Source organism: Novosphingobium sp. KACC 22771 (genome assembly GCF_028736195.1).
In the GTDB taxonomy this organism is placed as follows: Bacteria; Pseudomonadota; Alphaproteobacteria; order Sphingomonadales; family Sphingomonadaceae; genus Novosphingobium.
On the sequence record NZ_CP117881.1, the window covers coordinates 1,595,457 to 1,615,566 of the forward strand.

The window sequence follows — 20,110 nt, forward strand, 5'->3', positions numbered from 1 at the left end:
TTAATACATAGGTTGCATTTGCCGGGATTCGTCAATCGATTGAAGGCTTTCGATGCCGCAGGTGCGAAGAGGTGCCGGTATGCGCCTCAACCGCGCGCGGCGATCCGCCGCGCCATGGCCAGCAGGCTTTGCGCCTGATCGCGATGGAGCAATTCAACCATCCGCCCGTCCAGCTTGATCGCCCCCTTGTCCGCGTGTTCAGGCAAGGCAAAGGCCTCGATCACCCGCCCGGCCCATTCCAGCTCGGCCGCCGAGGGGCTGAACACCTCATTGCAGGGGGCGATCTGGGCGGGGTGGATCAGCGTCTTGCCGTCAAAACCGAACATCAGCCCCTGCGCCGCCTCCTTGCGGAAAATATCCATATCCTTGAATTCGTTGCAAACACCGTCCAAAATCGACAGGCCATGCGCCCGCGCCGCCGCGACGGCCAGCGATAGAAATGGTTGCAGGAAAGTGCGCGCGGCGTCGGGCCGCGCGTGCAGATCGCGGGCCAGATCATTCGGCCCGATCACCCACAGCGCCAGCCTTGTCTGGCGCGCCAAAGACGCGATCGCATCCAGCCGCAAGACCGACCCGGCGGTCTCGATCATCGTCCAGAGCTGTAGATCCGAGGGCGCGTCGGTCAGTGCTTCGTGATATCGCAAAACGTCCTGCGGGCTGGAAACCTTGGGGACCAGCAGCGCATCGGCCCCCGCACGAGCCAGCGCGTCGAGATCCTCGGCCCCCCATTCGGTGTCCAGCCCGTTGACCCGCACCGCCACCTCGCGATGGCCAAAGCCGCCGGTATAGAGCGCGCGCACCGCCGCTTCGCGCGCGGCTTCTTTCTGATCGGGCGCCACGGCATCCTCCAGATCGAGGATGATGACATCGGCATCCACTTCGCGCGCCTTGGCCAGCGCCTTGGGGTTGGAGGCGGGCATGAACAGCGCGCTGCGGCGAGGGCGGTCGAGGCGGAGAGCGGGCATGGATGATCCTCTGCTGGTTCGGCCAGGGCATTGGGGGCGGCGCCGCGACCTTGATAGGGCTGAACAGGCGCGATTTTGTTCACAAGGCCGGTGGGCGTCAAGCCAGCTTTAGGTAGGGGCTGCCAATAAGTCGCGGATCTAGTCTTCGCTGCGCAACCAGTCGCGGCCAACCAGTTGGGCCAGATTGAGAACCAGCAGCATCCGGTCGCCGACCGGGGCCAATCCGTCGATGAACGAGGTCATTTCGGCCACGGCCAGGCTGGGCGGCGGTTGGAGCGATTCCTCGGCCAGATTGACCAGATCGGACACCGTTTCCACGATCAATCCGGCCATCAGCGCGCCCATCTGCACCACGATGATGGCGTGACGCTCGCTGGTCTGGGTGGTGCCCCAACCCAGCCGGGCACCCAGATCGACGATGGGCAGGATGCTGCCGCGCAGATTGGACATGCCCGCGATATAGGGCGGCGCGCCGGGAAAGCGCGCAACCGGCGACCATGCGCGGATTTCGCGGATCGCGGCAATGTCCAGCCCGAACAATTGCCGCGACACTTCGAAAGTTATCAATTCGCGCGTCATGCCACCTCTTCTCGTCCGCACCAGCGTTTGGCGCATCCAAGCAGCATGGCGCAACGCCAGATGGGTTCAAATTGGCGCTGACAAGTTCCTGTTACAGCGCGGCAAAACCACCGTAATTTCCGCGATGGAACAGCAGGGGATCGCCCTCGCGGCCCACATTGAGGTGGCGCACCGCGCCCAGCACGAAATCATGATCGCCCGCCGGCAGCGTGGCATGGATATCGGCCTCGATGGTGATCAGCGCGCCCGCCAGCAAAGGCAGGCCGTCATCCGAAAGCGTGTAATCCACCCCGGCAAACTTGTCGCCGCGCCCGGCCAATTGACCGCACAGCGCGGCCTGATCGCTGCCCAGCACATTGACGGCAAATTTACCCGTGGCCGCAATTGCCAGCCAGCTGGCCGATGTGCTGGTCGGCAGGAAACCCACCAGCGGCGGATCGAGCGAGACCGAGGTGAACGTGCCCACCACCATCACCAGCGGCGCGCCATCGGCCCCGGTCGAGGTGATCGCGGCAACGCCCGTGGGATAATGGCCCAGCACGCGGCGATAGTCTGCCGGTTCGATGGCCGTGGCCGATTGCGTCATGTCTTTTTCCCCGCCGTGAATGTCCTTCGCCGTGCCGTGCCAGAGCGCGCGCGATGCTGCAAGTGCGTGGTGGGGCAGGGCCTCATGGGAAATGCTTATAATCGCCTTGCGGAGATCAAATGCGCTTCACGAAACTGTCCAGCACGCGCTTGAACCCGCCGCTGTCGAATTCGATCTCCAGCTTGTTGCCTTCCTGCGCCTTGACCGTGCCATTGCCGAATTTTTCGTGAAACACCTTGTCGCCGATGCGGATGTCGAGCCGCGGCGTGGCGGCGAAACTGGCCGCGCTGCGGGTGCTTTCGGCGATTTTGCGCGATGGGGCAAAGGTGGTCTGGCTGGCGCGCTGCCAACCGGGGCCTCGCGTTTCCATCCGCTGCGGCTTGTTCTGCGCCAGATGGGCAAAGGGATCGTCGCGTTCGCTCCATTGCGCACGCCACAGGCTGGCGCCGCCGGTCATGGTACTTTCGCTGTGGATATGGGCGGGGGGCAATTCGCCGATGAAACGGCTGGGCAGCGAGGATGTCCATTGGCCATAAATGCGCCGGTTGGCCGCGTGCAGGATTGTGCAATGGCGCCGCGCCCGCGTGATCGCCACATAGGCAAGGCGACGCTCCTCCTCCAGACTGGCCAACCCGCCTTCGTCCAGAGAGCGCTGGCTGGGGAATACGCCTTCCTCCCATCCGGGCAAGAAAACATGGTCAAATTCCAGACCCTTGGCGGCATGGATGGTCATGATCGTGACCTTTTCGGCGTCATTGTTCGCCTCATTGTCCATGACCAGCGAGACATGCTCAAGGAAATCGCCCAGCGACTCGTAATCCTCCATCGCGCGAGCGAGTTCGGACAGGTTTTCCAGCCGCCCCGCGCTTTCCGCGCTGCGGTCGGCCTGAAGCATGGCGGTGTAGCCCGATTCGTCGAGCATCACGCGGGCCAGTTCCGCAGGCGTCGCCGTCTTGGCCAGATCGCGCCAGCGCGCCATGTCGCGCATCAGCCCCAGCAACGTATTGCGCGCCTTGGCCGGCAATTCATCCGTATCGGCCATGGCCAGCGCGGCAGCGGCCAGCGGCATCTCATGCGCGCGGGCAAAGCGGTGCAGCTTTTCCAGCGTCTTGTCGCCAAGGCCGCGCTTGGGCGTGTTATAGATCCGCTCAAAGGCCAGGTCGTCGGCAGGCTGGGTGATGATCCGCAGATAGGCCAGCGCATCGCGGATTTCGGCGCGCTCATAAAAGCGGAAACCGCCGATGATGCGATAGGCAAGGCCGATGCTGATAAAGCGGTCTTCAAATTCGCGCGTCTGAAACTGGGCGCGCACCAGAATGGCGATCTTGTCGAGCGGCAGCCCCTCGCGCTCCAGCCTTTCGATCTCCTCGCCCACGCGCCGGGCTTCCTCGGGCGCGTCCCACACGCCGATCACGCGCACCTTGTCGCCGCCGGTCGCCTCGGTCCACAATTGCTTGCCCAGACGCTCGCTGTTTTCCTTGATGAGGCCACTGGCCGCGCCAAGGATATGCGGGGTTGAGCGATAGTTCTGCTCCAGCCGGATCACTTTCGCGCCGGGAAAATCCTTTTCAAAGCGCAGGATATTGGCCACTTCTGCGCCGCGCCATGAATAGATCGATTGATCATCATCGCCCACCACGCAGATATTGTGGCGTCCCGCGGCCAGCAGGCGCAGCCAGAGGTACTGGACCGAATTGGTGTCCTGATATTCGTCCACCATGATATATTTGAAGCGGCGCTGATATTCCTCCAGCACATCGCGGTGCCGCCGGAAAATATCGAGCATATGCAGCAGGAGATCGCCGAAATCGCAGGCGTTCACCGCCTTCAGCCGTTCCTGATACAGCCGATAGAAATGCGCGCCGCGCCCGTTGGCATAGGCCTCATTCTCCACCGCATCCAGATCGCCCGGCCCGAAGCCGCGATTCTTCCAGCGGTCGATGCATCCGGCCAAAGCCTTGGCGGGCCAACGCTTTTCGTCCAGCCCCTCGGCCTGAATCAACTGCTTCAAAAGGCGCAACTGATCATCGGTGTCGATAATCGTGTAATTGCTCTGCAACCCCGCCAACTCGGCATGGCGGCGCAGCATCTTGGCCGCAATGGCGTGAAACGTGCCCAGCCACGGCATGCCCTCGACCGCAGGCCCGATCAGATGGCCAACACGCTCGCGCATTTCGCGCGCGGCCTTGTTGGTGAAGGTCACGCACAGGATCTCGCTGGGCCAAGCCAGCCTTTGCGCGATGATCTGCGCCATGCGCGCGGTCAGCGCCGCCGTCTTGCCCGTACCCGCGCCCGCCAGCATCAGCACCGGCCCCTCGGTCGTCAGCACCGCCTCGCGCTGGGGCGGGTTCAACTTGGCCAGCCATGGGGCCTCATGCGCGGGGGAATGCGGGTCAGTCATGCGGAACGCCTAGAGAACATGGGCGCGCAGCGCAAGAGGGGCGCCACAGGATTGCCCGCAACGCCGGAACAATCGGGCGCAAATCGGATTATCTTTCGCGTGCCGGTCCGGTTGGGGCGGCCCGGCGTTGGGGGGCATTTGGAAAGGAGAAGCCCATGTCCAAGCTTTTGGCCATCGCTCTGTTCGCTGCTGTATCCTCCACCGCCATCGGTGCCATGCAACCCGATCAGCCCGGCCAGACTTATGTACAGGCCAACCCGCGCGGATCTTCGCAGCCCGCCGTTGCCGCGCCCGATCCGCAAACCGCCGATTCCCCCGTGGCTCCCGCCATGCCTGCCGACCCCAATTATCACGCCGGTCCCTATGTCGGCGCCCTGGCGCCGCCCCCGCCCGACGCCTTCAACAAGCATTATCCCAGGTGCCACGGCGCGGTTCAGGACAATTGCCGCAACGCCAACGGCCTTTGATCGAGCAGGAGCAGGCGCCTCGCGAAAAGAGCAGAGCGCCTGCCAACATCATTTCGGCTGATGGCTGATCGGGCAAATTCCATTTGACTTGCGCGGCGCGCATGGCAACGCCTTGCGCCATGAGCCAGACTACGCCGCACCCTGTCGTCAAGAACGCCCGAATCCTGACTGCTGCCCTTGTCGGCACCTCAGTTGAATTCTACGATTTCTACATCTTCGCCACAGCAACCGCGCTGGTGTTTGGCCCGATGTTCTTTCCCGAGGCGGCGCCCGGGCGGCAATTGCTGCTCGCGTTCATGTCGCTGGGCATCGCCTTTGTGGCCCGGCCGGTGGGCGCCATCGCCTTTGGCCATTTCGGCGACAGGATCGGGCGCAAGTCCACTCTGGTCGCCTCGCTGATCCTGATGGGCGGCTCGACGCTGGCGGTGGGTTTCCTGCCTTCCTATGCGCAGGCGGGGGTGCTGGCGCCGATCCTGCTGTGCCTTTGCCGATTCGGTCAGGGTTTCGGCCTTGGCGGCGAATGGGGTGGGGCGGCCTTGCTGGCGGTGGAAAATGCCCCGCGCGGATGGGAGGCGCGGTTTGGCTGCGCCCCGCAATTGGGCGCGCCGGTCGGCTTTCTGGCGGCCAATGGCCTGTTCCTGATCCTCGGCCTGGTCATGCCAGAAGCGGATTTCAAGGCGTGGGGCTGGCGCATTCCCTTCCTGCTCTCGGTTGTGCTGGTCGGGGTCGGGCTTTGGGTGCGGCTGAAAATCACCGAAACGGCCGCTTTTGCGCAGGCCCGCGCCCATGAAAAGCCGCCCGAAGTGCCGCTGGGCGTTTTGCTCTCGCAACATTGGAAACCGCTGATCGCGGGCAGCGCGGGCGTCGTCTCCTGCTTCTCACTCTTCTACCTGTGCACCGCCTTCGCGCTGGCGCAGGGCACCGGGCCGCTCCACTATCCGCGCACCGGCTTCATGGTCGCGCAATTGGCGGCCAATCTGATGCTGGCCGCCGGGATCGCCTGCGCCGCTGTTTGGTCGGACCGCTTCGGTTCGGGGCGCATCCTTGCATGGGGCGCATCGCTGGGCGCGGTGATCGGCGCGGTCTATTGGGCGGGCCTCTCCTCGGGCAGCCTCATTATCGTCTTCCTCACGCTCTCGGCGGCGCTCTTCGCCATGGGCATGGCTTATGGTCCGCTCTCGGGCTGGCTATCGGGCCTGTTCCCGGTCGAGGTGCGCTACTCCGGTATCTCGATGGCCTTTAACGCGGGCGGTATCATCGGCGGCGCGTTGACGCCGGTTCTGGCGCAGGGGCTGATCGAAAAGGGGCATGGCAACTGGATCGGGATCATTCCGGCGGTGGCTGGCGTGGTCACGCTGATCGGGATCGGGTGGACGCGGCGGATGCGCTTGGGGTGATGGGTTTGCCTCCGGCGGGCAAAGGGCGGGGGCCCTTTGCAATCCCGTTAATGGGGTGGGGCCGGTTTGAAGTGTTGCTCCATCGCCAAATGTTTAAAGCCTGCGGCGCAAGCAAATTGGCGCCGCAGGCTTTTATTTTTTCCAACGCCGCGTCCGACACCTTTGGCCGAACCTTTGGTGCAACAAAGACAGTAATGGGAGCGCGAGGGACGAGTCCCTCGCATCTTTACCCTTCCTGCTTCTCTTCCATCCTGAACAAGGTAATCTTCGCCTTGCCCACCTTGCGATCCGCATCGACCACAAACCCGCGCACCTGCGGATTTTCGGTCGCGGCGGTTTCCAGCGCCACCCATGTGCCTTCGCCAATCCAGCCAAGGCGGCGCAGCTTGTCGATCGCCACCTGTCCCGCGCCGGTGTTATAGGGCGGGTCGAGCAGCACGAGGTCGAGCGGCTCCTTGGTGGCGGTCAGGGCCATCACGCTGCCCGCGCGCACATCGCAGCGGGTGTGGGCTTTGAGGTTGGCGATATTGGTGCGGATTGCGCGGATCGCGGGCGCGGCCTGTTCGGCAAACAGGCAATGCGCCGCGCCCCGGCTCAACGCCTCAAGGCCCAATGCGCCCGACCCTGCGAACAGGTCGGCCACGCGCAATTCCTCGAAACCGCCAAGGCGGCTGTTGAGCATGGAAAACAGCGTCTCGCGGGTGCGGTCGGCGGTGGGGCGGGTGTCGTCACCTTCGGGCGCGGCCAGTTTGCGGCCACGCCATTCGCCGGCAATGATACGGATCATTCGCCGCGCGCCTTGGCAAATTTCAGCCCCTTGCGGAAGCGTTCGACCTGCACCTGCGGAATCTGGATCGCCTGCCCGCGAGCCAGGTCGAGCAATTCGAAGGGCCCGTATTTGATGCGCATCAGGCGGCTGACCTGAAGCCCCAGAGCCTCCAGCACCCGGCGCACTTCGCGGTTCTTGCCCTCGCTCAGCGTCAGTTCGATCCACTGGTTGCGGCCCGTGCGGCGTTCCATATTGGCGTCGATCCGGCCATAGCGGATGCCGTCCACCTCAATGCCTTCCATCAGCTCTTCCAGCCGGTCCTGCGTGATGTCGCCAAAGGTGCGGGCGCGATAGGTGCGCGGAATGCCGCTGCTGGGCAATTCCATTGCGCGCTTCAGCTCGCCATCGTTGGTCAGCAGCAGCAGACCCTCGGTGTTAAGGTCAAGCCGCCCAATGGGCATCAGGCGCGGCGTTCCCTCGGGCAGGGCATTGCGCAGCGCGGTGTAGATCGTCGGGCGTCCGGCGGGATCGCGCTCGGCGGTGATCAGGCCGCTGGGCTTGTGAAACGCATAGAGGCGCGCGGCTTCCGGCGCCTTGACCGGATTGCCGTCGACCGTGACGCCCTTGAGCGTGGTCAGCAGCGTGGCGGGCGTGGTAACGGTAATTTCACCCACCTTGACGCGGCCCGCCTCGATCAGGCGTTCCACCTCGCGGCGGCTTGCAACGCCCGCGCGGGCCAGCAGCTTGGCGATACGCTCGCCATCGCCTTCCAGCTTGTTGATCGGTTCGGGCGCGGGGCGCGGCGGACGGGGAACGCGGGGCGGATAGAGCTTGCCGGCGGATTGGCCGGGGCCGCCCGCTCGCGATTTGTCGCCATAGGACGGCTTTTCGCCATAAGAAGGTTTGCCGCCATAGGAGGGCTTGCCCCCCCGTTCGGCCTGCGGCTTGCCGCTGCGGTCAAATTGCGGTTTCCCGCGGGGGGCGGCGTCGGACGCGCGGCCATTGCGCGAGGCGGGGCCACGCGATGAAGGGCCACCTTTCGAGGGGCCACCAGGATTCTTGGTATAAGACATGGGGCCGCCTTACTCTTCTTCGGGGCGCAGGTCAAAAGCGGGGGATGCGCGGCGATTTGCCCTTTCTTTTTGTTTATCATACCGCCTAATCTTGTCGCTTCATTTCTATTATTCAGGACCAGACCCGCATGGCCATCAGCGCCCAGAACAACACCCCGGCGGATGCGGAAAAGCCGCCCCGGCCCAAGGGGCTGGCGCTGCTGCGCGTGGCGCTCTCGACGCGCAAGGCGGGGTGTATGCTGGGCTTCGGCTTTTCCTCCGGCCTGCCTTTCGCGCTGCTGATCGGCACTTTGAACGCATGGCTGGGCGAGGTGGGGATCAAGCTGGCGACGATTGGCGTGCTGTCATGGATCGGCCTGTCCTATTCGTTCAAATTCCTCTGGGCGCCGCTGGTCGACCGGGTGAAACTGCCGGGGCTTGAGGCTTTGGGGCGGCGGCGCAGCTGGATCATGCTGTGTCAGGCGGTCTTGGCCTGCGCGATTGCGGGGCTGGCGATCACCGACCCCACCCATGCCATCGGCACTTTCGCCATCATCGCCTTCATCGCTGCCTTTGCCAGCGCCACGCAGGACATCGCGCTGGACGCCTGGCGGATCGAGAATGCCGACGAGGATACCAGCCTCGAACTGCTGACTGCGCTTTATCAGTTCGGCTATCGCACCGCGTCCATCGTCGGCGGCGCGCTGGCGCTGATGCTGGCGGCGCGGATGTCATGGCCGCAGGTCTTCGGGGCGATGGCGGGGCTGATGGGGCTGATGGCGCTGGTCACCTTGCGCGCTCCCGATACGCCGCGCACGATTACCGCGCGCCTCCATGCTGATCTGGGGGCGCCGGGCGAACTGGCGCCGGGGGTGCGGGCGGTCCTGCTGTTCATCGTGCTGGCCAGTTGGGTCTGGGCGATTGCCACGATCGCCCATTTCATGATCGCCATGCTGGCCCCGGTCGCGCCGGGGGGCAAATTGCCATCGGTCGCGGAATTTACCAAAACGCAGGGGCCGTGGATCGTGGCCGCCACCGTTTTCGTGCGTGGCCGCCACCGTTTTCGTGCCGCTGATCGTGGCCAGTGTGGCCAACCATCTGAAGGCCCGCGCGCTGGGCGTGCTGGCCATCGAGGATCACGCCCATGGCCCCTCGCGCACCATCGCCAACCATATCTATGCCGCGCTGGTCACGCCTCTGGCGGAGCTGGCCGGGCGGCTGCGGGCCGGGGTGCTGGTGGTGCTGGGCTTCATCCTGACCTATGCGTTCTGCTACAATATCTGGTCCAGCTTCGCCTTTCCCTTCTATCTCGACTATCTGCATTACACCAAGGATCAGGTCGCCTTCGCCTCCAAAATCTTTGGCATTATCATGACGATGTTCGGCATTTCGCTGGGCGGATACCTGTTCCTGCGGATCGGGCGATTTCCTACCGTGCTGCTGGGCGCGATGTTGCCGCCGCTGGGCAATCTGCTCTATGCGGACCTTGCCGATGGCGGGCATGTGATCGACGCCTTTGCCCATGTGCTGATGCTTGACCGGCTGGGCGGGGCGCTGGGAGCCGATGCGCGGATGCTGCGTCTGTTGCTGGCCATCGTCTATGAAAACATCGCCACCGGCCTCGCGGGTACGGCTTTCGTCGCCTATGTCTCCAGCGTGGTGTCCAAGCGCTATACCGCCATCCAATACGCTTTGCTCTCCTCGCTGACCTTCCTCGTCGGCACGCTGGGCCGCGGCGTGGCGGGCGAGGCGTTCGACACCTATGGCTATGGCCCCGTGTTCCGCGCCACCGCGCTGGCGGGCGTGGTCAGCGTTTCGTTTGTGCTGATGGAATGGGTGCGGGTCAGTCGGGCGGAGGCGCGGGCGGTTAAGAAGTAAGAGTTGCCTCCGGCGGGCAAAGGGCGGGGGCCCTTTGCAATCCCGTTAATGGGTGGTGCGAGGCTTGCTGCCTGGCGTTAGAATGATGAAAGCCTGCGGCGCAGATAAGAGGCGCCGCAGGCGTTACTATTTCAACGCCGCGTATCGGCCACCTTGGTTGAACCAAAAGCGCCACGCAGACAGTAACGGGATTGCAAAGGGCCTTCGCCCTTTGCCCGCCGGAGGCAAACCCTCAGTCCGGAAATTCCAGATTCCGCCGCAATACATCCCCCGCCAGATAGAGCGACCCGGCAATCAACACATCCCCCTGCGCAGGCAAAGCCCGCAAAGCCTGCTCCACATCCTCACACGGATGGGCGGGCAGGGCGGTGAAGGGCGCGAAATCCTCGGGCCGATGGGCATCATGGCCGGGCGCGGGGACAACGCTGAGCGAGAGCAGTTTGCCCGCCAACGGGGCGATGATCGCGCTGGGATCCTTGTTGGCCAACATGCCGGTGATGAGATGGAAGGGCGGCGCATCGGCAAAATGGCGCGCGATGGCAAGGCCCGCATCGGGATTATGCCCGCCGTCCAGCCATACTGCACGCCCCCCGGCCAGCGCCGTCAGCGGCCCATCGCCAAGGCGCTGAAGTCGCGCGGGCCAGCGCGCGGCGCGGATGCCCTGTGCCATCGCTTCTTGTGAAACCTCGACCGCCGTTTGATGCCGGATCAGCGCTACCGCCAGCGCGGCATTCTCCGCCTGATGTCGCCCGGCCAGCGAGGGCAGGGGCAGCGAGAGCGTGCCGCGCGCATCGCGATATTCGATTCTTTCGCCAATATCGGCAAACCAGTCGCGCCCGCGCCTGATCCATGGCGCACCCGCCTTGGCGGTCAATCCGGCGATCTGCTCCTCGGCCACGGCGGGATAGTCGAGCGTTACCATGGGCGAGCCGGGACGCACGATCCCGCCCTTTTCCCAGGCGATACGGGCGAGGGGAACTTCCGGCGCACCTTCTTCGGGGCGCAGCAGGAAACCTTCATGATCGATGCCCAGCGTAGCAATGCCGGTGGCGACGGGGTGAGGGATCACATTGGTCGCATCCAGCCGCCCGCCCAGCCCGACCTCAATCACGCAGGCGTCCGCCGGAATGCGCGAAAAGGCGAGGAAGATCGCGGCGGTGGTAACCTCAAAAAAACTCGGCCCCAGATCCTCGCCCGCATCATTGGCGTCCAGCACCTCGGCCAAAAGCGAGGCCAGCAGATCATCCTCGATCAACCGCCCCGCCAGCCTGATCCGCTCATTATAGCGCACCAGATGCGGCTTGGTCGCGCTGTGGACCACCAGGCCCTGCGCCTCCAGCATCATGCGCAGATAGGTGCAGGTGCTGCCCTTGCCATTGGTGCCCGCGACATGGAACACCGGGGGCAGGCGCCTTTCGGGATTGCCCAAGCGGGCCAACAGGCCCTCGATGATCTCCAGCCCCAGTCGCCCCTGCGGCACGGAAAGCTGTTCCAGCCGGGCCAGTTGCGCGGCCACGCCGGGGTGGTCCGAGATGGCAAAATCCTTCACCGGATCACCCCGTCGATGCTGTGTCAGGCCGCCTTGGCGGCTGTGAGATAGGAGAGCACCTGCGCCAGTTTTTCACGCAGCGCGTGGCGGTGGACGACCATATCGACCATGCCATGCTCATGCAGATATTCCGCGCGCTGGAACCCTTCGGGCAGCTTTTCGCGGATCGTGTCCTGAATCACACGCTGCCCGGCAAAGCCGATCAGACAGCCCGGCTCGGCAATCTGAACGTCGCCCAGCATGGCGTAGGAAGCGGTCACGCCGCCGGTCGTGGGATCGGTCAGCACGACAATATAGGGCAGGCCCGCATTGTTGAGCCGGCGCACCGCCACCGTGGTCTTGGGCATCTGCATCAGGGACAGGATGCCCTCCTGCATACGTGCGCCGCCCGCCGCCGTGCAGATCACATAGGCGCATTTTTCCTTCAAGGCGCGCTGCGCCCCGGCCACAAAAGCCGCGCCCACCGCCATGCCCATCGAGCCGCCCATGAAGCCGAAATCCTGAACCCCCAGCACGACCTTGTTGCCCTCGATCTTGCCAAGAGCATTGGTCAGCGCATCGGGATGCGGATTGGCGGCGCGGGCGGCCTTCATGCGGTCCGGATACTTCTTCGTATCGCGGAATTTCAGCGGGTCGTCCTTGACCTTTGGCGTGGGCAGCACGGTAAAGCCAGGATCGAGCAGATGCGCGAAACGCGCGTCCGTGCCGATACGGCCATGATGATCACAGCGCGGACAGACCGAGAGATTCGCCTCATATTCCTTGGCGAACAGCATCTCGTTGCAGTTCTTGCACTTGATCCACAGGTTGTCGGGCGTGTCGTCCTTCTTCGCGGTCAGCGAGGAAAGCGAATTGCGTACTTTGTTAAGCCAGCTCATGCCAGCGCCTTAGCGTTATGGACGGCATCTGCCAAGGCGGCGGTCAATTCGCGCACTGGGCCTGCGGCGTCGGCCCCATGCTGCGCCACCAGTTCGACCAGCGCGCTGCCCACCACCACGCCTTCGGCATAGGCGGCAAAAGCGGCGGCTTGCTCGGGCGTGCGCACACCAAAGCCGACCGCGATGGGCAGGTTGGTGCCCGACTTGATGCGGGCCATGGCTTCCTTGATCGTGTCGACAGCGGCCTGCTGCTTGCCCGTTACGCCCGCGACCGAAACGTAATAGAGGAAGCCCGACGAACCATCGACCACGGCCGGAAGCCGCGCCAGATCGGTCGTGGGCGTGGCAAGGCGAATGAAGCTGATGCCATGGGCGCGCAGGGCAGGGCCAATTTCGGGGTCTTCCTCGCTGGGAATATCGACGCAGATGATGCCGTCAACGCCCGCCTCGGCGCATTGCTCGGCAAACCATTGGGGGCCTCGCGCAATCATCGGATTGGCATAGCCCATCAGCACCAGCGGCACTTCCGGATGCCGCGCGCGGAAATCCTTGGCAATGCGAAAGATGTCTGCGGTGCGCGTTCCGGCGGCCAGCGCGCGCAGATTGGCCGCCTGAATCGCCGCGCCATCGGCCATCGGATCGGTAAAGGGCATGCCCAGTTCGATCACATCCGCCCCGCCCGCGACCAGCGCGTCAAGGATAGCGGGCGTGGCATCCGGCGTCGGGTCGCCTCCGGTGATGAACGTGACGAGGGCAGGGCGGCCCTTTTCAAAGGCGGCAGAAAGGCGGTCGGTCATTCTCAATTCCATTCGATCAGGCGCGAAGCCCCAATAGCCAGTCCGATCATCAACGCGGTCTGGCCAACCGTGTCATGCAGCAAAAAATCGACCCCTGCGCAAACCGCCATCGCCACAATCGCGGACGTGGCGGCCTGGCGCAGGTTTAGTCTCACAATTTCACGCCCAGCTTTTCCGCCACGGTGAAAATGTCCTTGTCGCCGCGGCCGGAGACATTGACGATGATGATCTGGTCCTTGCCCATCTTGGGCGCCACTTCGTCCAGTGCGGCAAGGGCATGGGCCGATTCGAGCGCCGGGATGATGCCTTCCAATTGGCAGCACAGCTGAAACGCTTCCATCGCCTCATCATCGGTGACGGGCAGATAGCGCACGCGGCCGATCTCGTGCAGCCAGCTATGCTCGGGCCCGATGCCGGGATAGTCCAGACCGGCGCTGATCGAGTGGGCCTCGGTGATCTGGCCGTCCTCGTCCTGCAGCAGATAGGTCTTGTTGCCATGCAGGATGCCCGGCTTGCCGCCCGTCAGCGAAGCGGCATGTTCCTTGTCCAGCCCATGGCCGCCTGCCTCTACGCCGATCATCTGTACGTCGGTGTCGTCAAGGAAGGGGTGGAACAGGCCGATGGCGTTCGACCCGCCGCCCACCGCCGCGATCAGCAGGTCGGGCAGGCGCCCGGTGCGTTCGAGCAATTGCGCGCGCGCCTCGGTGCCGATCACGCTCTGAAAATCGCGGACCAGTTCGGGGTAGGGGTGCGGGCCCGCCGCCGTGCCGATGATGTAAAACGTGTCATGCACATGCGCGACCCAGTGGCGCAGTGCCTCGTTCATCGCATCTTTCAGCGTCGCCGCGCCGCTGGTGACGGGCACCACCTCGGCGCCCAGCAGCTTCATGCGGAACACGTTGGGCTGTTGGCGAGCCACGTCGGTCGCGCCCATGAAGATCGTGCATGGCAGGCCAAAGCGCGCGCAGACCGTGGCGGTGGCCACGCCATGCTGTCCCGCGCCGGTTTCGGCGATGATCTTGGTCTTGCCCATGCGGATGGCCAGCAGGATCTGGCCGATGCAATTGTTGATCTTGTGCGCGCCGGTGTGGTTCAATTCCTCGCGCTTGAACCAGATCTGTGCGCCGTTTTCCGGCTTGCCCTGCTCGGCGGCCATCGCGCGGAAATGTTCCGTCATGCGCGGCGCGAAATAGAGCGGGCTGGGGCGGCCCACGAAATGCTTCATCAGATCGTCGAATTCTTCCTTGAACGCGGGATCGGCCTTGGCGGCCTTATACTCGCGCTCCAGATCGAGGATCAGCGGCATCAGGGTTTCAGCCACATAGCGCCCGCCGAACTGGCCGAAATGGCCGCGTTCATCGGGTTGCGTGCGCAATGAATTAGGCAGGGGCGAATTGGGGATGGTGGCGGTGTTCATAGCGGAAAAACGCCTGCCACGGCGGCGCCTTCAAGTCCAGTCCCGCCAAAGTGCCAAAAGGGGCAGTCAATGCACGATGCCCGATTGGCGATACATTTCACGACAAATGCGGCGAAGGGCTGCCTCAATGCCGGAATTCTGCGGCAATCGCCCCTCTTGGCATAGTTTTATGAACGAAATCTGACATTTGCCTGACTTTCCCATTCACCGGGGCGTCATGCGGCGGGGTCCAAACGGGATGCAGGCGCTGACCAACGATGAAATTCTTTGGCGCCCAGGGATAACAAACGGAGTAACGATTATGCGTCTGGTTCTTTTCTCGCTCGCCGCGTCGCTGGCTGTTGCCGCGCCTGCCATGGCCCAGGGCGAAACCAAGGACATGGGGGCCCGTTTTGACGTTCACACCGGCGGTGCATGGCAGGATGGCCAATCCCTCCAGGGCACGGTGGGCGCGACCGTCGGTTATGACATCGCCACTGGCGGCAAGTCCTTCGTCGGCCTCGAAGAATCGGTCGACAAGGTGCTGACCAGCCAGGACCGCGCCCGCTTCAGCACCACCGCCCGCCTGGGTATTCGCGCCACGCCGACCGATAAGGTCTATGGCCTTGCCGGTTACACCTATGGCACCGGCCCCAACGGCGCGCACATCGGTGCGGGCGTCGAGCACAGCCTCGGCCAGCAGTATTTCACCAAGGTGGAATATCGCCACACCTTCAACGAAGATAACGCCCGTGACAGCAATGCCGCCCTGGTCGGCGTGGGGCTGCGCTTCTGATCCAGCCCTTTAAGGGTCGCGTGTAAAGAGCGGGCGGTCTGCATAAGCAGGCCGCCCGTTTTTATGGCCGCCGCATTCAGCCTGCGGCCCGCACCGCCTCGCAAAAGGCGGCGATTTTTTCGGCATCCTTGACCCCCGGCGCCCTTTCAACGCCCGATGAGACGTCAACAAAATCCGCGCCCGTGGCCGCAATCGCTTCGCCAACATTGCGGGGGTCGAGGCCGCCCGCCAAAATCCACGGTATGGAATGGCGATAGCCCGCCATCAGCGACCAATCGATACGCAGACCTGTGCCGCCCGGCAGATCCGCGCCCTCGGGCGGCTTGGCATCGAACAGCACGCGGGTCGCGCCCCGATAGGCGCGCGCCGCGTCCAGATCGGCGGTCTTGCGCACCCCGATCGCCTTCCACACCGGCAATCCATGGCCTGCCATGACCTGCGCCACGCGGGCCGGGCTTTCCTTGCCGTGCAACTGGATCACGTCGAGGCCGATGGCTTGGCGCGCCTGCGCCAGAAACGCTTCTTCGGGATCGACAAACAGGCCGACGATCTTGGCCCGCCCCGCCGCATGACGCACCAAGGCGGCGGCCTGTTCAATGCCGACATTGCGCGGGCTCTTAGCGAAGAACACCAGCCCGATGTGATCCGCGCCCGCAGCAATGGCCGCGTCCAGACTGGCGCGGTCGGAAATGCCGCAGATTTTGATGCCGATGCGCGCCATGATGTTCAGTTCAGCGCCTTGGTCAGCACCACCATCGAGAGATGGTCGAATTGAGGCAGGGGAAAGGGGCGGATCTCGCCGGTCTGGGCATAGCCGCGCCTTTCGTAATAAGAGACCAGTTCGCCGCGCGCCGATACAACGGTCATTTCCATGATGTCTGCGCCGAATTCGCGCTGGGCGCATTCCTCGGCGGCGGCGATCAGGCCGCGCCCCAAACCGCCCGCCTGCAACGCCGGATCGACGCAGAGCATGCCCATATAGGCCACCCCGCCCGGGCGCCGCGTGACTGTAACCGTGCCGATCAGCACGCCGTCGCGATGCATCAGCAGAACCCTGCTCTCGGGATCATCCACCACCTGCGCCAGTTCGCCCTGCGAGGTGCGCTGCCCTTCCAGCAGGTCGGCCTCATGAGTCCAGCCCCCGCGCGCCGAATCGCCGCGATAGGCGCTTTCCACCAGCGCATGCAGCGCGGGCAGGTCATCATGCGTGGCAAGGCGGACCATGGGATTTACAGCGTGCCTTCAATGGCGCGCGCGGCGGCCACCGGGTCTTCGGCCCGCGTGATCGGGCGGCCGATGACCAGCACAGAGGCCCCCGCATCGCGCGCGGCGCGCGGTGTGACCGCACGCTTTTGATCGCCCAATACGCCATCGGAGGGGCGCAGGCCCGGCACGACAAAGAAGCCGTCCTTCCACTGGCGGCGGATATCGCCCACCTCATGGCCCGAACACACGATGCCGTCGACGCCCGCGCTATGGGCCAGTTCGGCCAGACGCAGTGCCTGATCGCTGGCGCGGTTAGCATAGCCGATGGCGCTCATGTCATCATCGTCAAGGCTGGTCAGCACGGTCACGGCCACCACCTTCGTATGCTCGCCCGCCGCGGCCTTGGCATCCTCAAGCATCGCCCGCCCGCCCGAGGCGTGGACCGTGACGATGGCCGGTTGCAGCACATGGATGGCCTGCATCGCGCCCGCCACCGTATTGGGAATATCGTGCAATTTCAGATCGAGAAAGATCGGCAGGCCGACCTTGGCCAGTTCATGCACGCCGTGGTGGCCATGGGCGCAGAAGAATTCCAGCCCCAGCTTGATCCCGCCCACATGGTCCTTGATCCGCCGCGCCAGCGCTTCGGCGGCATCAAGGCGGGGCAGGTCGAGGGCGACATAGATCGGATTATGATTCATCTCTTGTGTCTCAATTCTCTTGGGCGGCAGCGTCAAGCTGGGTGGCCGTGGCGATCGGCGGCGTGGGGGTGGCGGCGCGCAGCGTGTTTTCCAGCCCCGCGATCCGGCGCTTCAACCGCCAGATCCGCGCCTTGGCCACCAGCCAGATCGGCACCATGCCCACCGCAATCGCCGCCAGCGCAATCAGCCCCACCGGCCAATCCACATGCAGATAGCCGTTTTCGAGCGGCCATAAATTGATCGAGGTCTTTTGCCAGTTGATCGCCACAAAGGACGAGATCAGCACAGCCATCAGGATCCAGAGCGCGGTGCGTAAGATCTGCAAGGTCATCCCCTCCTGCTGTGCGGTATAGGCTCGATATTATGCCTAAAGGTTTATGCTAGGACGTAATGGCCCAGATGGAAAGAGGTGCCATGCGGACACCCCTTTCCACGCCAGATCAGGCGCCGAACACGCGATCAAAGATCGTATCGACGGCCTTGAAGTGATAGTCGAGGTTGAACTTGTCTTCCAACTGCTGCGGGGTGAGGGCCGCTGCCACTTCGGGGTCCGCTTTCAGCAGTTCGAGCAAGGAAAGCTGGCCGTCGCTTTCCCAGACCTTCATCGCGTTGCGCTGAACCAGACGATACGAAGCGTCGCGCTCAAGGCCCGCCTGCGTCAGGGCCAGCAGCACGCGCTGCGAATGGACCAGACCGCCCATGCGGTCGAGGTTCTTCTGCATGCGTTCCGGATAGATCACCAGCTTGTCGACCACGCCGGTCAGGCGGGCGAGGGCAAAGTCGAGCGTGATCGTCGCATCCGGGCCGATGTAACGTTCGACCGAGGAGTGCGAAATGTCGCGCTCGTGCCAAAGTGCCACGTTTTCCAGCGCCGGCGTGACAGCGCTGCGCACCACGCGGGCCAGACCCGTCAGGTTTTCGGTCAGCACCGGGTTGCGCTTATGCGGCATCGCCGACGAACCCTTCTGGCCGGGCGAGAAATATTCCTCTGCTTCCAGAACTTCGGTGCGCTGAAGGTGGCGGATTTCGACGGCAAGGCGTTCGATCGACGAGGCGATGACGCCAAGGGTCGCAAAGAACATTGCGTGGCGGTCGCGCGGGATGACCTGCGTGGAAACGGGCTCGACCGACAAGCCCATCTGCTCGGCCACATAGACCTCGACGCTGGGGTCGATGTTGGCGAAAGTGCCGACCGCGCCCGAGATCGCGCAGGTGGCGATGTCTTCACGCGCAGCCACAAGGCGCGCCCGGTTGCGGGTGAATTCGGCATAGGCCTCGGCCAGCTTCTTGCCGAAGGTGGTCGGTTCGGCGTGGATGCCGTGGCTGCGGCCGATGGTCGGCGTATACTTGTGCTCAAACGCGCGGCGCTTGATCGCGGCCAGCAGGGCGTCAATGTCCTCGATCAGGATGTCGGCGGCCTTGGCCAACTGCACCGAGAGCGTGGTATCAAGCACGTCCGAAGACGTCATGCCCTGATGCATAAAGCGCGCCTCGGGGCCGACCTGTTCGGCAACCCAGTCGAGGAACGCGATCACGTCATGCTTGAGGATGGCTTCCTTGGCATCGATCGCGGCAACGTCGATGGTCGGATTGGTCGCCCACCAGTCCCACAGCGCCTTGGGGCCACTGGCCGGCACAACGCCCAGCTCGCCCAGCTTTTGCGTGGCATGGGCTTCGATCTCGAACCAGATCTTGTAGCGGGCTTCGGGCTCCCAGATCGCGGTCATTGCGGGGCGGGCGTAACGGGGTACCATATGTGTCTCCGGCGCAGATTCTCTTGGGGCCGCCGCTAGGGCCTCATGCGCGCAAAGGCAAGTTTTGCGTTATAAGAGGCCGCGCTGGCGCAGCGAGACATGCCCCTCAAGCCCGATGACGACATGATCATGCACCGCAATGCCCAGATGGTGTCCGGCCTCGGCGATCCTCTGCGTGATCTGGATATCGGCCCGGCTTGGCTCGGGCGAACCGGAGGGGTGATTATGCACCAAAATCATCGAGGCGGCCCCGAGATCCAGCGCCTTGCGGATCACCTCGCGCGGGTGGATCGCGGCCTCGTCCAGACTGCCGTCGCCCAGATGCTCGTCGCGGATCAGCCGGTTCTTGGTGTCCAGATAGAGCGCGCGCACCCGCTCGACCTTGAGATGCGCCATATCCACGGTCAAATAGGAGATCAGCGTCTGCCATGTGGTCAAAATCGGCTGCTCGCTGACCTGATGGCGGGCAAAACGGCGCGTGGCCATCGCGACAATGCGGATGGCCGCGGCGCTGGTCTCGCCCATGCCCGGATGCGCGGCCAGCGCGGCCGAATCGGCATTGAACACCCCCGCCAGCGACCCGAACCGCGCCAACAGGCTGCGCGCCAGCGGCTTGGTGTCGCGCCGGGGAATGGCGGTCATCAACAGATATTCGATGATCTCATGATCGGCCAGCGCCCCTTCGCCGCCATCCAGCAACCGCTTGCGCAAACGCGCGCGATGGCCCGAGGGATCATGCGCGATCTGTTGCAGCTTTTCGCCCGAGGGCGGGGCGGGATTCAGGTCCTGTGCAGAAAACAAAGTGCCATTATGCGCCTCACGCAAGCGGTTAGCGGCCCGGCGAGGGGGGAAGGCATCGTCATCACTGTTCACATCTGTCCCCCGGTCCCCGGCCCCGTCCCTGGCGGTGCCCCTTGCGGCAATGGCGTATTAGCATTG

At 64.2% G+C, this 20,110-nt stretch carries 22 protein-coding genes and 1 pseudogene; 5 read left to right on the forward strand and 18 right to left on the reverse strand.

What is annotated here, in order from left to right; all coding sequences use genetic code 11:
* Positions 1–86 precede the first annotated feature (86 nt).
* The 4 genes from PQ467_RS07300 to PQ467_RS07315 form a co-directional block, all read right to left on the reverse strand.
* A complete protein-coding gene (locus PQ467_RS07300; RefSeq protein ID WP_274175841.1) occupies positions 87–965 on the reverse strand; it encodes an HpcH/HpaI aldolase/citrate lyase family protein in 879 nt (292 codons plus the stop codon).
* 138 nt (positions 966–1,103) lie between these two features.
* Positions 1,104–1,544: a chemotaxis protein CheW gene (locus tag PQ467_RS07305; RefSeq protein WP_274175842.1), complete on the reverse strand. Its 441-nt coding sequence runs from the start codon at positions 1,542–1,544 to the stop codon at positions 1,104–1,106.
* 91 nt (positions 1,545–1,635) lie between these two features.
* Entirely contained in the window at positions 1,636–2,130 is a 495-nt protein-coding gene (locus tag PQ467_RS07310; RefSeq protein ID WP_274175843.1) for a flavin reductase family protein, read from the reverse strand.
* A gap of 115 nt (positions 2,131–2,245) precedes the next feature.
* Positions 2,246–4,531 (reverse strand): ATP-dependent helicase, encoded by a 2,286-nt coding sequence (locus PQ467_RS07315; protein ID WP_274175844.1) that lies wholly within the window; start codon positions 4,529–4,531, stop codon positions 2,246–2,248.
* 155 nt (positions 4,532–4,686) lie between these two features.
* On the opposite strand from PQ467_RS07315, the gene PQ467_RS07320 reads away from it, so the two are divergent.
* Positions 4,687–4,998 (forward strand): hypothetical protein, encoded by a 312-nt coding sequence (locus tag PQ467_RS07320; RefSeq protein WP_274175845.1) that lies wholly within the window; start codon positions 4,687–4,689, stop codon positions 4,996–4,998.
* 119 nt (positions 4,999–5,117) lie between these two features.
* Positions 5,118–6,395 carry an MFS transporter gene (locus PQ467_RS07325; RefSeq protein ID WP_274175846.1) on the forward strand — a complete coding sequence of 426 codons (1,278 nt, stop codon included), beginning with the start codon at positions 5,118–5,120 and terminating at the stop codon, positions 6,393–6,395.
* A gap of 226 nt (positions 6,396–6,621) precedes the next feature.
* Here the strand turns inward: PQ467_RS07325 and rsmD are convergent, their stop codons facing one another.
* The 3 genes from rsmD to PQ467_RS07340 all read right to left on the reverse strand — a co-directional run bounded on the left by rsmD (position 6,622) and on the right by PQ467_RS07340 (position 8,559).
* The gene (gene rsmD / locus PQ467_RS07330) at positions 6,622–7,182 is read right to left on the reverse strand and encodes a 16S rRNA (guanine(966)-N(2))-methyltransferase RsmD (RefSeq protein ID WP_183621643.1); all 561 of its coding nucleotides are present in this window, start codon (positions 7,180–7,182) and stop codon (positions 6,622–6,624) included.
* On the reverse strand, positions 7,179–8,237 hold the full coding sequence (locus tag PQ467_RS07335) for a pseudouridine synthase (RefSeq protein WP_274175847.1): 1,059 nt from the start codon (positions 8,235–8,237) through the stop codon (positions 7,179–7,181). The genes rsmD and PQ467_RS07335 overlap by 4 nt, the downstream gene beginning before the upstream one ends.
* 112 nt (positions 8,238–8,349) lie before the next feature.
* Entirely contained in the window at positions 8,350–8,559 is a 210-nt protein-coding gene (locus PQ467_RS07340; RefSeq protein WP_274176198.1) for a hypothetical protein, read from the reverse strand.
* Here PQ467_RS07340 and PQ467_RS07345 point away from each other — a divergent pair.
* Together PQ467_RS07345 and PQ467_RS07350 are read left to right on the forward strand one after the other, a co-directional pair.
* A pseudogene (locus PQ467_RS07345) lies at positions 8,474–9,121 on the forward strand (MFS transporter); the annotation flags it as partial. The gene PQ467_RS07340 and the pseudogene PQ467_RS07345 overlap by 86 nt on opposite strands.
* Positions 9,122–9,263: 142 nt before the next feature.
* Positions 9,264–10,094 carry a hypothetical protein gene (locus tag PQ467_RS07350; RefSeq protein ID WP_274176199.1) on the forward strand — a complete coding sequence of 277 codons (831 nt, stop codon included), beginning with the start codon at positions 9,264–9,266 and terminating at the stop codon, positions 10,092–10,094.
* 232 nt (positions 10,095–10,326) lie between these two features.
* Here the strand turns inward: PQ467_RS07350 and PQ467_RS07355 are convergent, their stop codons facing one another.
* The 5 genes from PQ467_RS07355 to trpB are packed head-to-tail and all read right to left on the reverse strand — an operon-like array spanning position 10,327 to position 14,735.
* Positions 10,327–11,643 (reverse strand): bifunctional folylpolyglutamate synthase/dihydrofolate synthase, encoded by a 1,317-nt coding sequence (locus PQ467_RS07355; RefSeq protein ID WP_274175848.1) that lies wholly within the window; start codon positions 11,641–11,643, stop codon positions 10,327–10,329.
* 23 nt (positions 11,644–11,666) lie between these two features.
* A complete protein-coding gene (gene accD, locus PQ467_RS07360; RefSeq protein ID WP_274175849.1) occupies positions 11,667–12,521 on the reverse strand; it encodes an acetyl-CoA carboxylase, carboxyltransferase subunit beta in 855 nt (284 codons plus the stop codon).
* On the reverse strand, positions 12,518–13,318 hold the full coding sequence (trpA, locus tag PQ467_RS07365) for a tryptophan synthase subunit alpha (RefSeq protein ID WP_274175850.1): 801 nt from the start codon (positions 13,316–13,318) through the stop codon (positions 12,518–12,520). The genes accD and trpA overlap by 4 nt, the downstream gene beginning before the upstream one ends.
* A gap of 2 nt (positions 13,319–13,320) precedes the next feature.
* Positions 13,321–13,473, reverse strand: coding sequence for a hypothetical protein (locus PQ467_RS07370; protein WP_274175851.1), 153 nt, complete (start codon positions 13,471–13,473; stop codon positions 13,321–13,323).
* The gene (gene trpB / locus PQ467_RS07375) at positions 13,470–14,735 is read right to left on the reverse strand and encodes a tryptophan synthase subunit beta (protein ID WP_274175852.1); all 1,266 of its coding nucleotides are present in this window, start codon (positions 14,733–14,735) and stop codon (positions 13,470–13,472) included. Before trpB ends, PQ467_RS07370 begins: the two co-directional genes overlap by 4 nt.
* Before the next feature lie 301 nt (positions 14,736–15,036).
* Between trpB and PQ467_RS07380 the strand changes: the two genes are divergently transcribed.
* A complete protein-coding gene (locus PQ467_RS07380) occupies positions 15,037–15,510 on the forward strand; it encodes an outer membrane protein (protein WP_274175853.1) in 474 nt (157 codons plus the stop codon).
* 76 nt (positions 15,511–15,586) lie between these two features.
* On the opposite strand, the gene PQ467_RS07385 is transcribed toward PQ467_RS07380, so the two are convergent.
* The 6 genes from PQ467_RS07385 to radC form a co-directional block, all read right to left on the reverse strand.
* The gene (locus PQ467_RS07385; protein WP_274175854.1) at positions 15,587–16,231 is read right to left on the reverse strand and encodes a phosphoribosylanthranilate isomerase; all 645 of its coding nucleotides are present in this window, start codon (positions 16,229–16,231) and stop codon (positions 15,587–15,589) included.
* A gap of 5 nt (positions 16,232–16,236) precedes the next feature.
* Positions 16,237–16,734, reverse strand: a complete 498-nt coding sequence (locus PQ467_RS07390; protein ID WP_274175855.1) for a GNAT family N-acetyltransferase — start codon at positions 16,732–16,734, stop codon at positions 16,237–16,239.
* A 5-nt stretch (positions 16,735–16,739) separates the two neighbouring features.
* Positions 16,740–17,417: an orotidine-5'-phosphate decarboxylase gene (pyrF, locus tag PQ467_RS07395; protein WP_274175856.1), complete on the reverse strand. Its 678-nt coding sequence runs from the start codon at positions 17,415–17,417 to the stop codon at positions 16,740–16,742.
* A 10-nt stretch (positions 17,418–17,427) separates the two neighbouring features.
* Entirely contained in the window at positions 17,428–17,748 is a 321-nt protein-coding gene (locus PQ467_RS07400) for a LapA family protein (RefSeq protein WP_274175857.1), read from the reverse strand.
* Positions 17,749–17,857: 109 nt separating this feature from the next.
* Entirely contained in the window at positions 17,858–19,171 is a 1,314-nt protein-coding gene (gene purB / locus PQ467_RS07405; protein WP_274175858.1) for an adenylosuccinate lyase, read from the reverse strand.
* Between the two features lie 69 nt (positions 19,172–19,240).
* Positions 19,241–19,954, reverse strand: coding sequence for a RadC family protein (radC, locus tag PQ467_RS07410; RefSeq protein ID WP_274176108.1), 714 nt, complete (start codon positions 19,952–19,954; stop codon positions 19,241–19,243).
* Positions 19,955–20,110 lie beyond the last annotated feature (156 nt).

Coding starts and splice junctions, on each gene's coding strand:
- PQ467_RS07300 (WP_274175841.1), bottom strand. CDS start 965: ATGCCCGCTCTCCGCCTCGACCGCCCTCGCCGCAGCGCGCTGTTCATG.
- PQ467_RS07305 (WP_274175842.1), bottom strand. CDS start 1,544: ATGACGCGCGAATTGATAACTTTCGAAGTGTCGCGGCAATTGTTCGGG.
- PQ467_RS07310 (WP_274175843.1), bottom strand. CDS start 2,130: ATGACGCAATCGGCCACGGCCATCGAACCGGCAGACTATCGCCGCGTG.
- PQ467_RS07315 (WP_274175844.1), bottom strand. CDS start 4,531: ATGACTGACCCGCATTCCCCCGCGCATGAGGCCCCATGGCTGGCCAAG.
- PQ467_RS07320 (WP_274175845.1), top strand. CDS start 4,687: ATGTCCAAGCTTTTGGCCATCGCTCTGTTCGCTGCTGTATCCTCCACC.
- PQ467_RS07325 (WP_274175846.1), top strand. CDS start 5,118: ATGAGCCAGACTACGCCGCACCCTGTCGTCAAGAACGCCCGAATCCTG.
- rsmD (WP_183621643.1), bottom strand. CDS start 7,182: ATGATCCGTATCATTGCCGGCGAATGGCGTGGCCGCAAACTGGCCGCG.
- PQ467_RS07335 (WP_274175847.1), bottom strand. CDS start 8,237: ATGTCTTATACCAAGAATCCTGGTGGCCCCTCGAAAGGTGGCCCTTCA.
- accD (WP_274175849.1), bottom strand. CDS start 12,521: ATGAGCTGGCTTAACAAAGTACGCAATTCGCTTTCCTCGCTGACCGCG.
- trpA (WP_274175850.1), bottom strand. CDS start 13,318: ATGACCGACCGCCTTTCTGCCGCCTTTGAAAAGGGCCGCCCTGCCCTC.
- trpB (WP_274175852.1), bottom strand. CDS start 14,735: ATGAACACCGCCACCATCCCCAATTCGCCCCTGCCTAATTCATTGCGC.
- PQ467_RS07380 (WP_274175853.1), top strand. CDS start 15,037: ATGCGTCTGGTTCTTTTCTCGCTCGCCGCGTCGCTGGCTGTTGCCGCG.
- PQ467_RS07385 (WP_274175854.1), bottom strand. CDS start 16,231: ATGGCGCGCATCGGCATCAAAATCTGCGGCATTTCCGACCGCGCCAGT.
- PQ467_RS07390 (WP_274175855.1), bottom strand. CDS start 16,734: ATGGTCCGCCTTGCCACGCATGATGACCTGCCCGCGCTGCATGCGCTG.
- pyrF (WP_274175856.1), bottom strand. CDS start 17,417: ATGAATCATAATCCGATCTATGTCGCCCTCGACCTGCCCCGCCTTGAT.
- PQ467_RS07400 (WP_274175857.1), bottom strand. CDS start 17,748: ATGACCTTGCAGATCTTACGCACCGCGCTCTGGATCCTGATGGCTGTG.
- purB (WP_274175858.1), bottom strand. CDS start 19,171: ATGGTACCCCGTTACGCCCGCCCCGCAATGACCGCGATCTGGGAGCCC.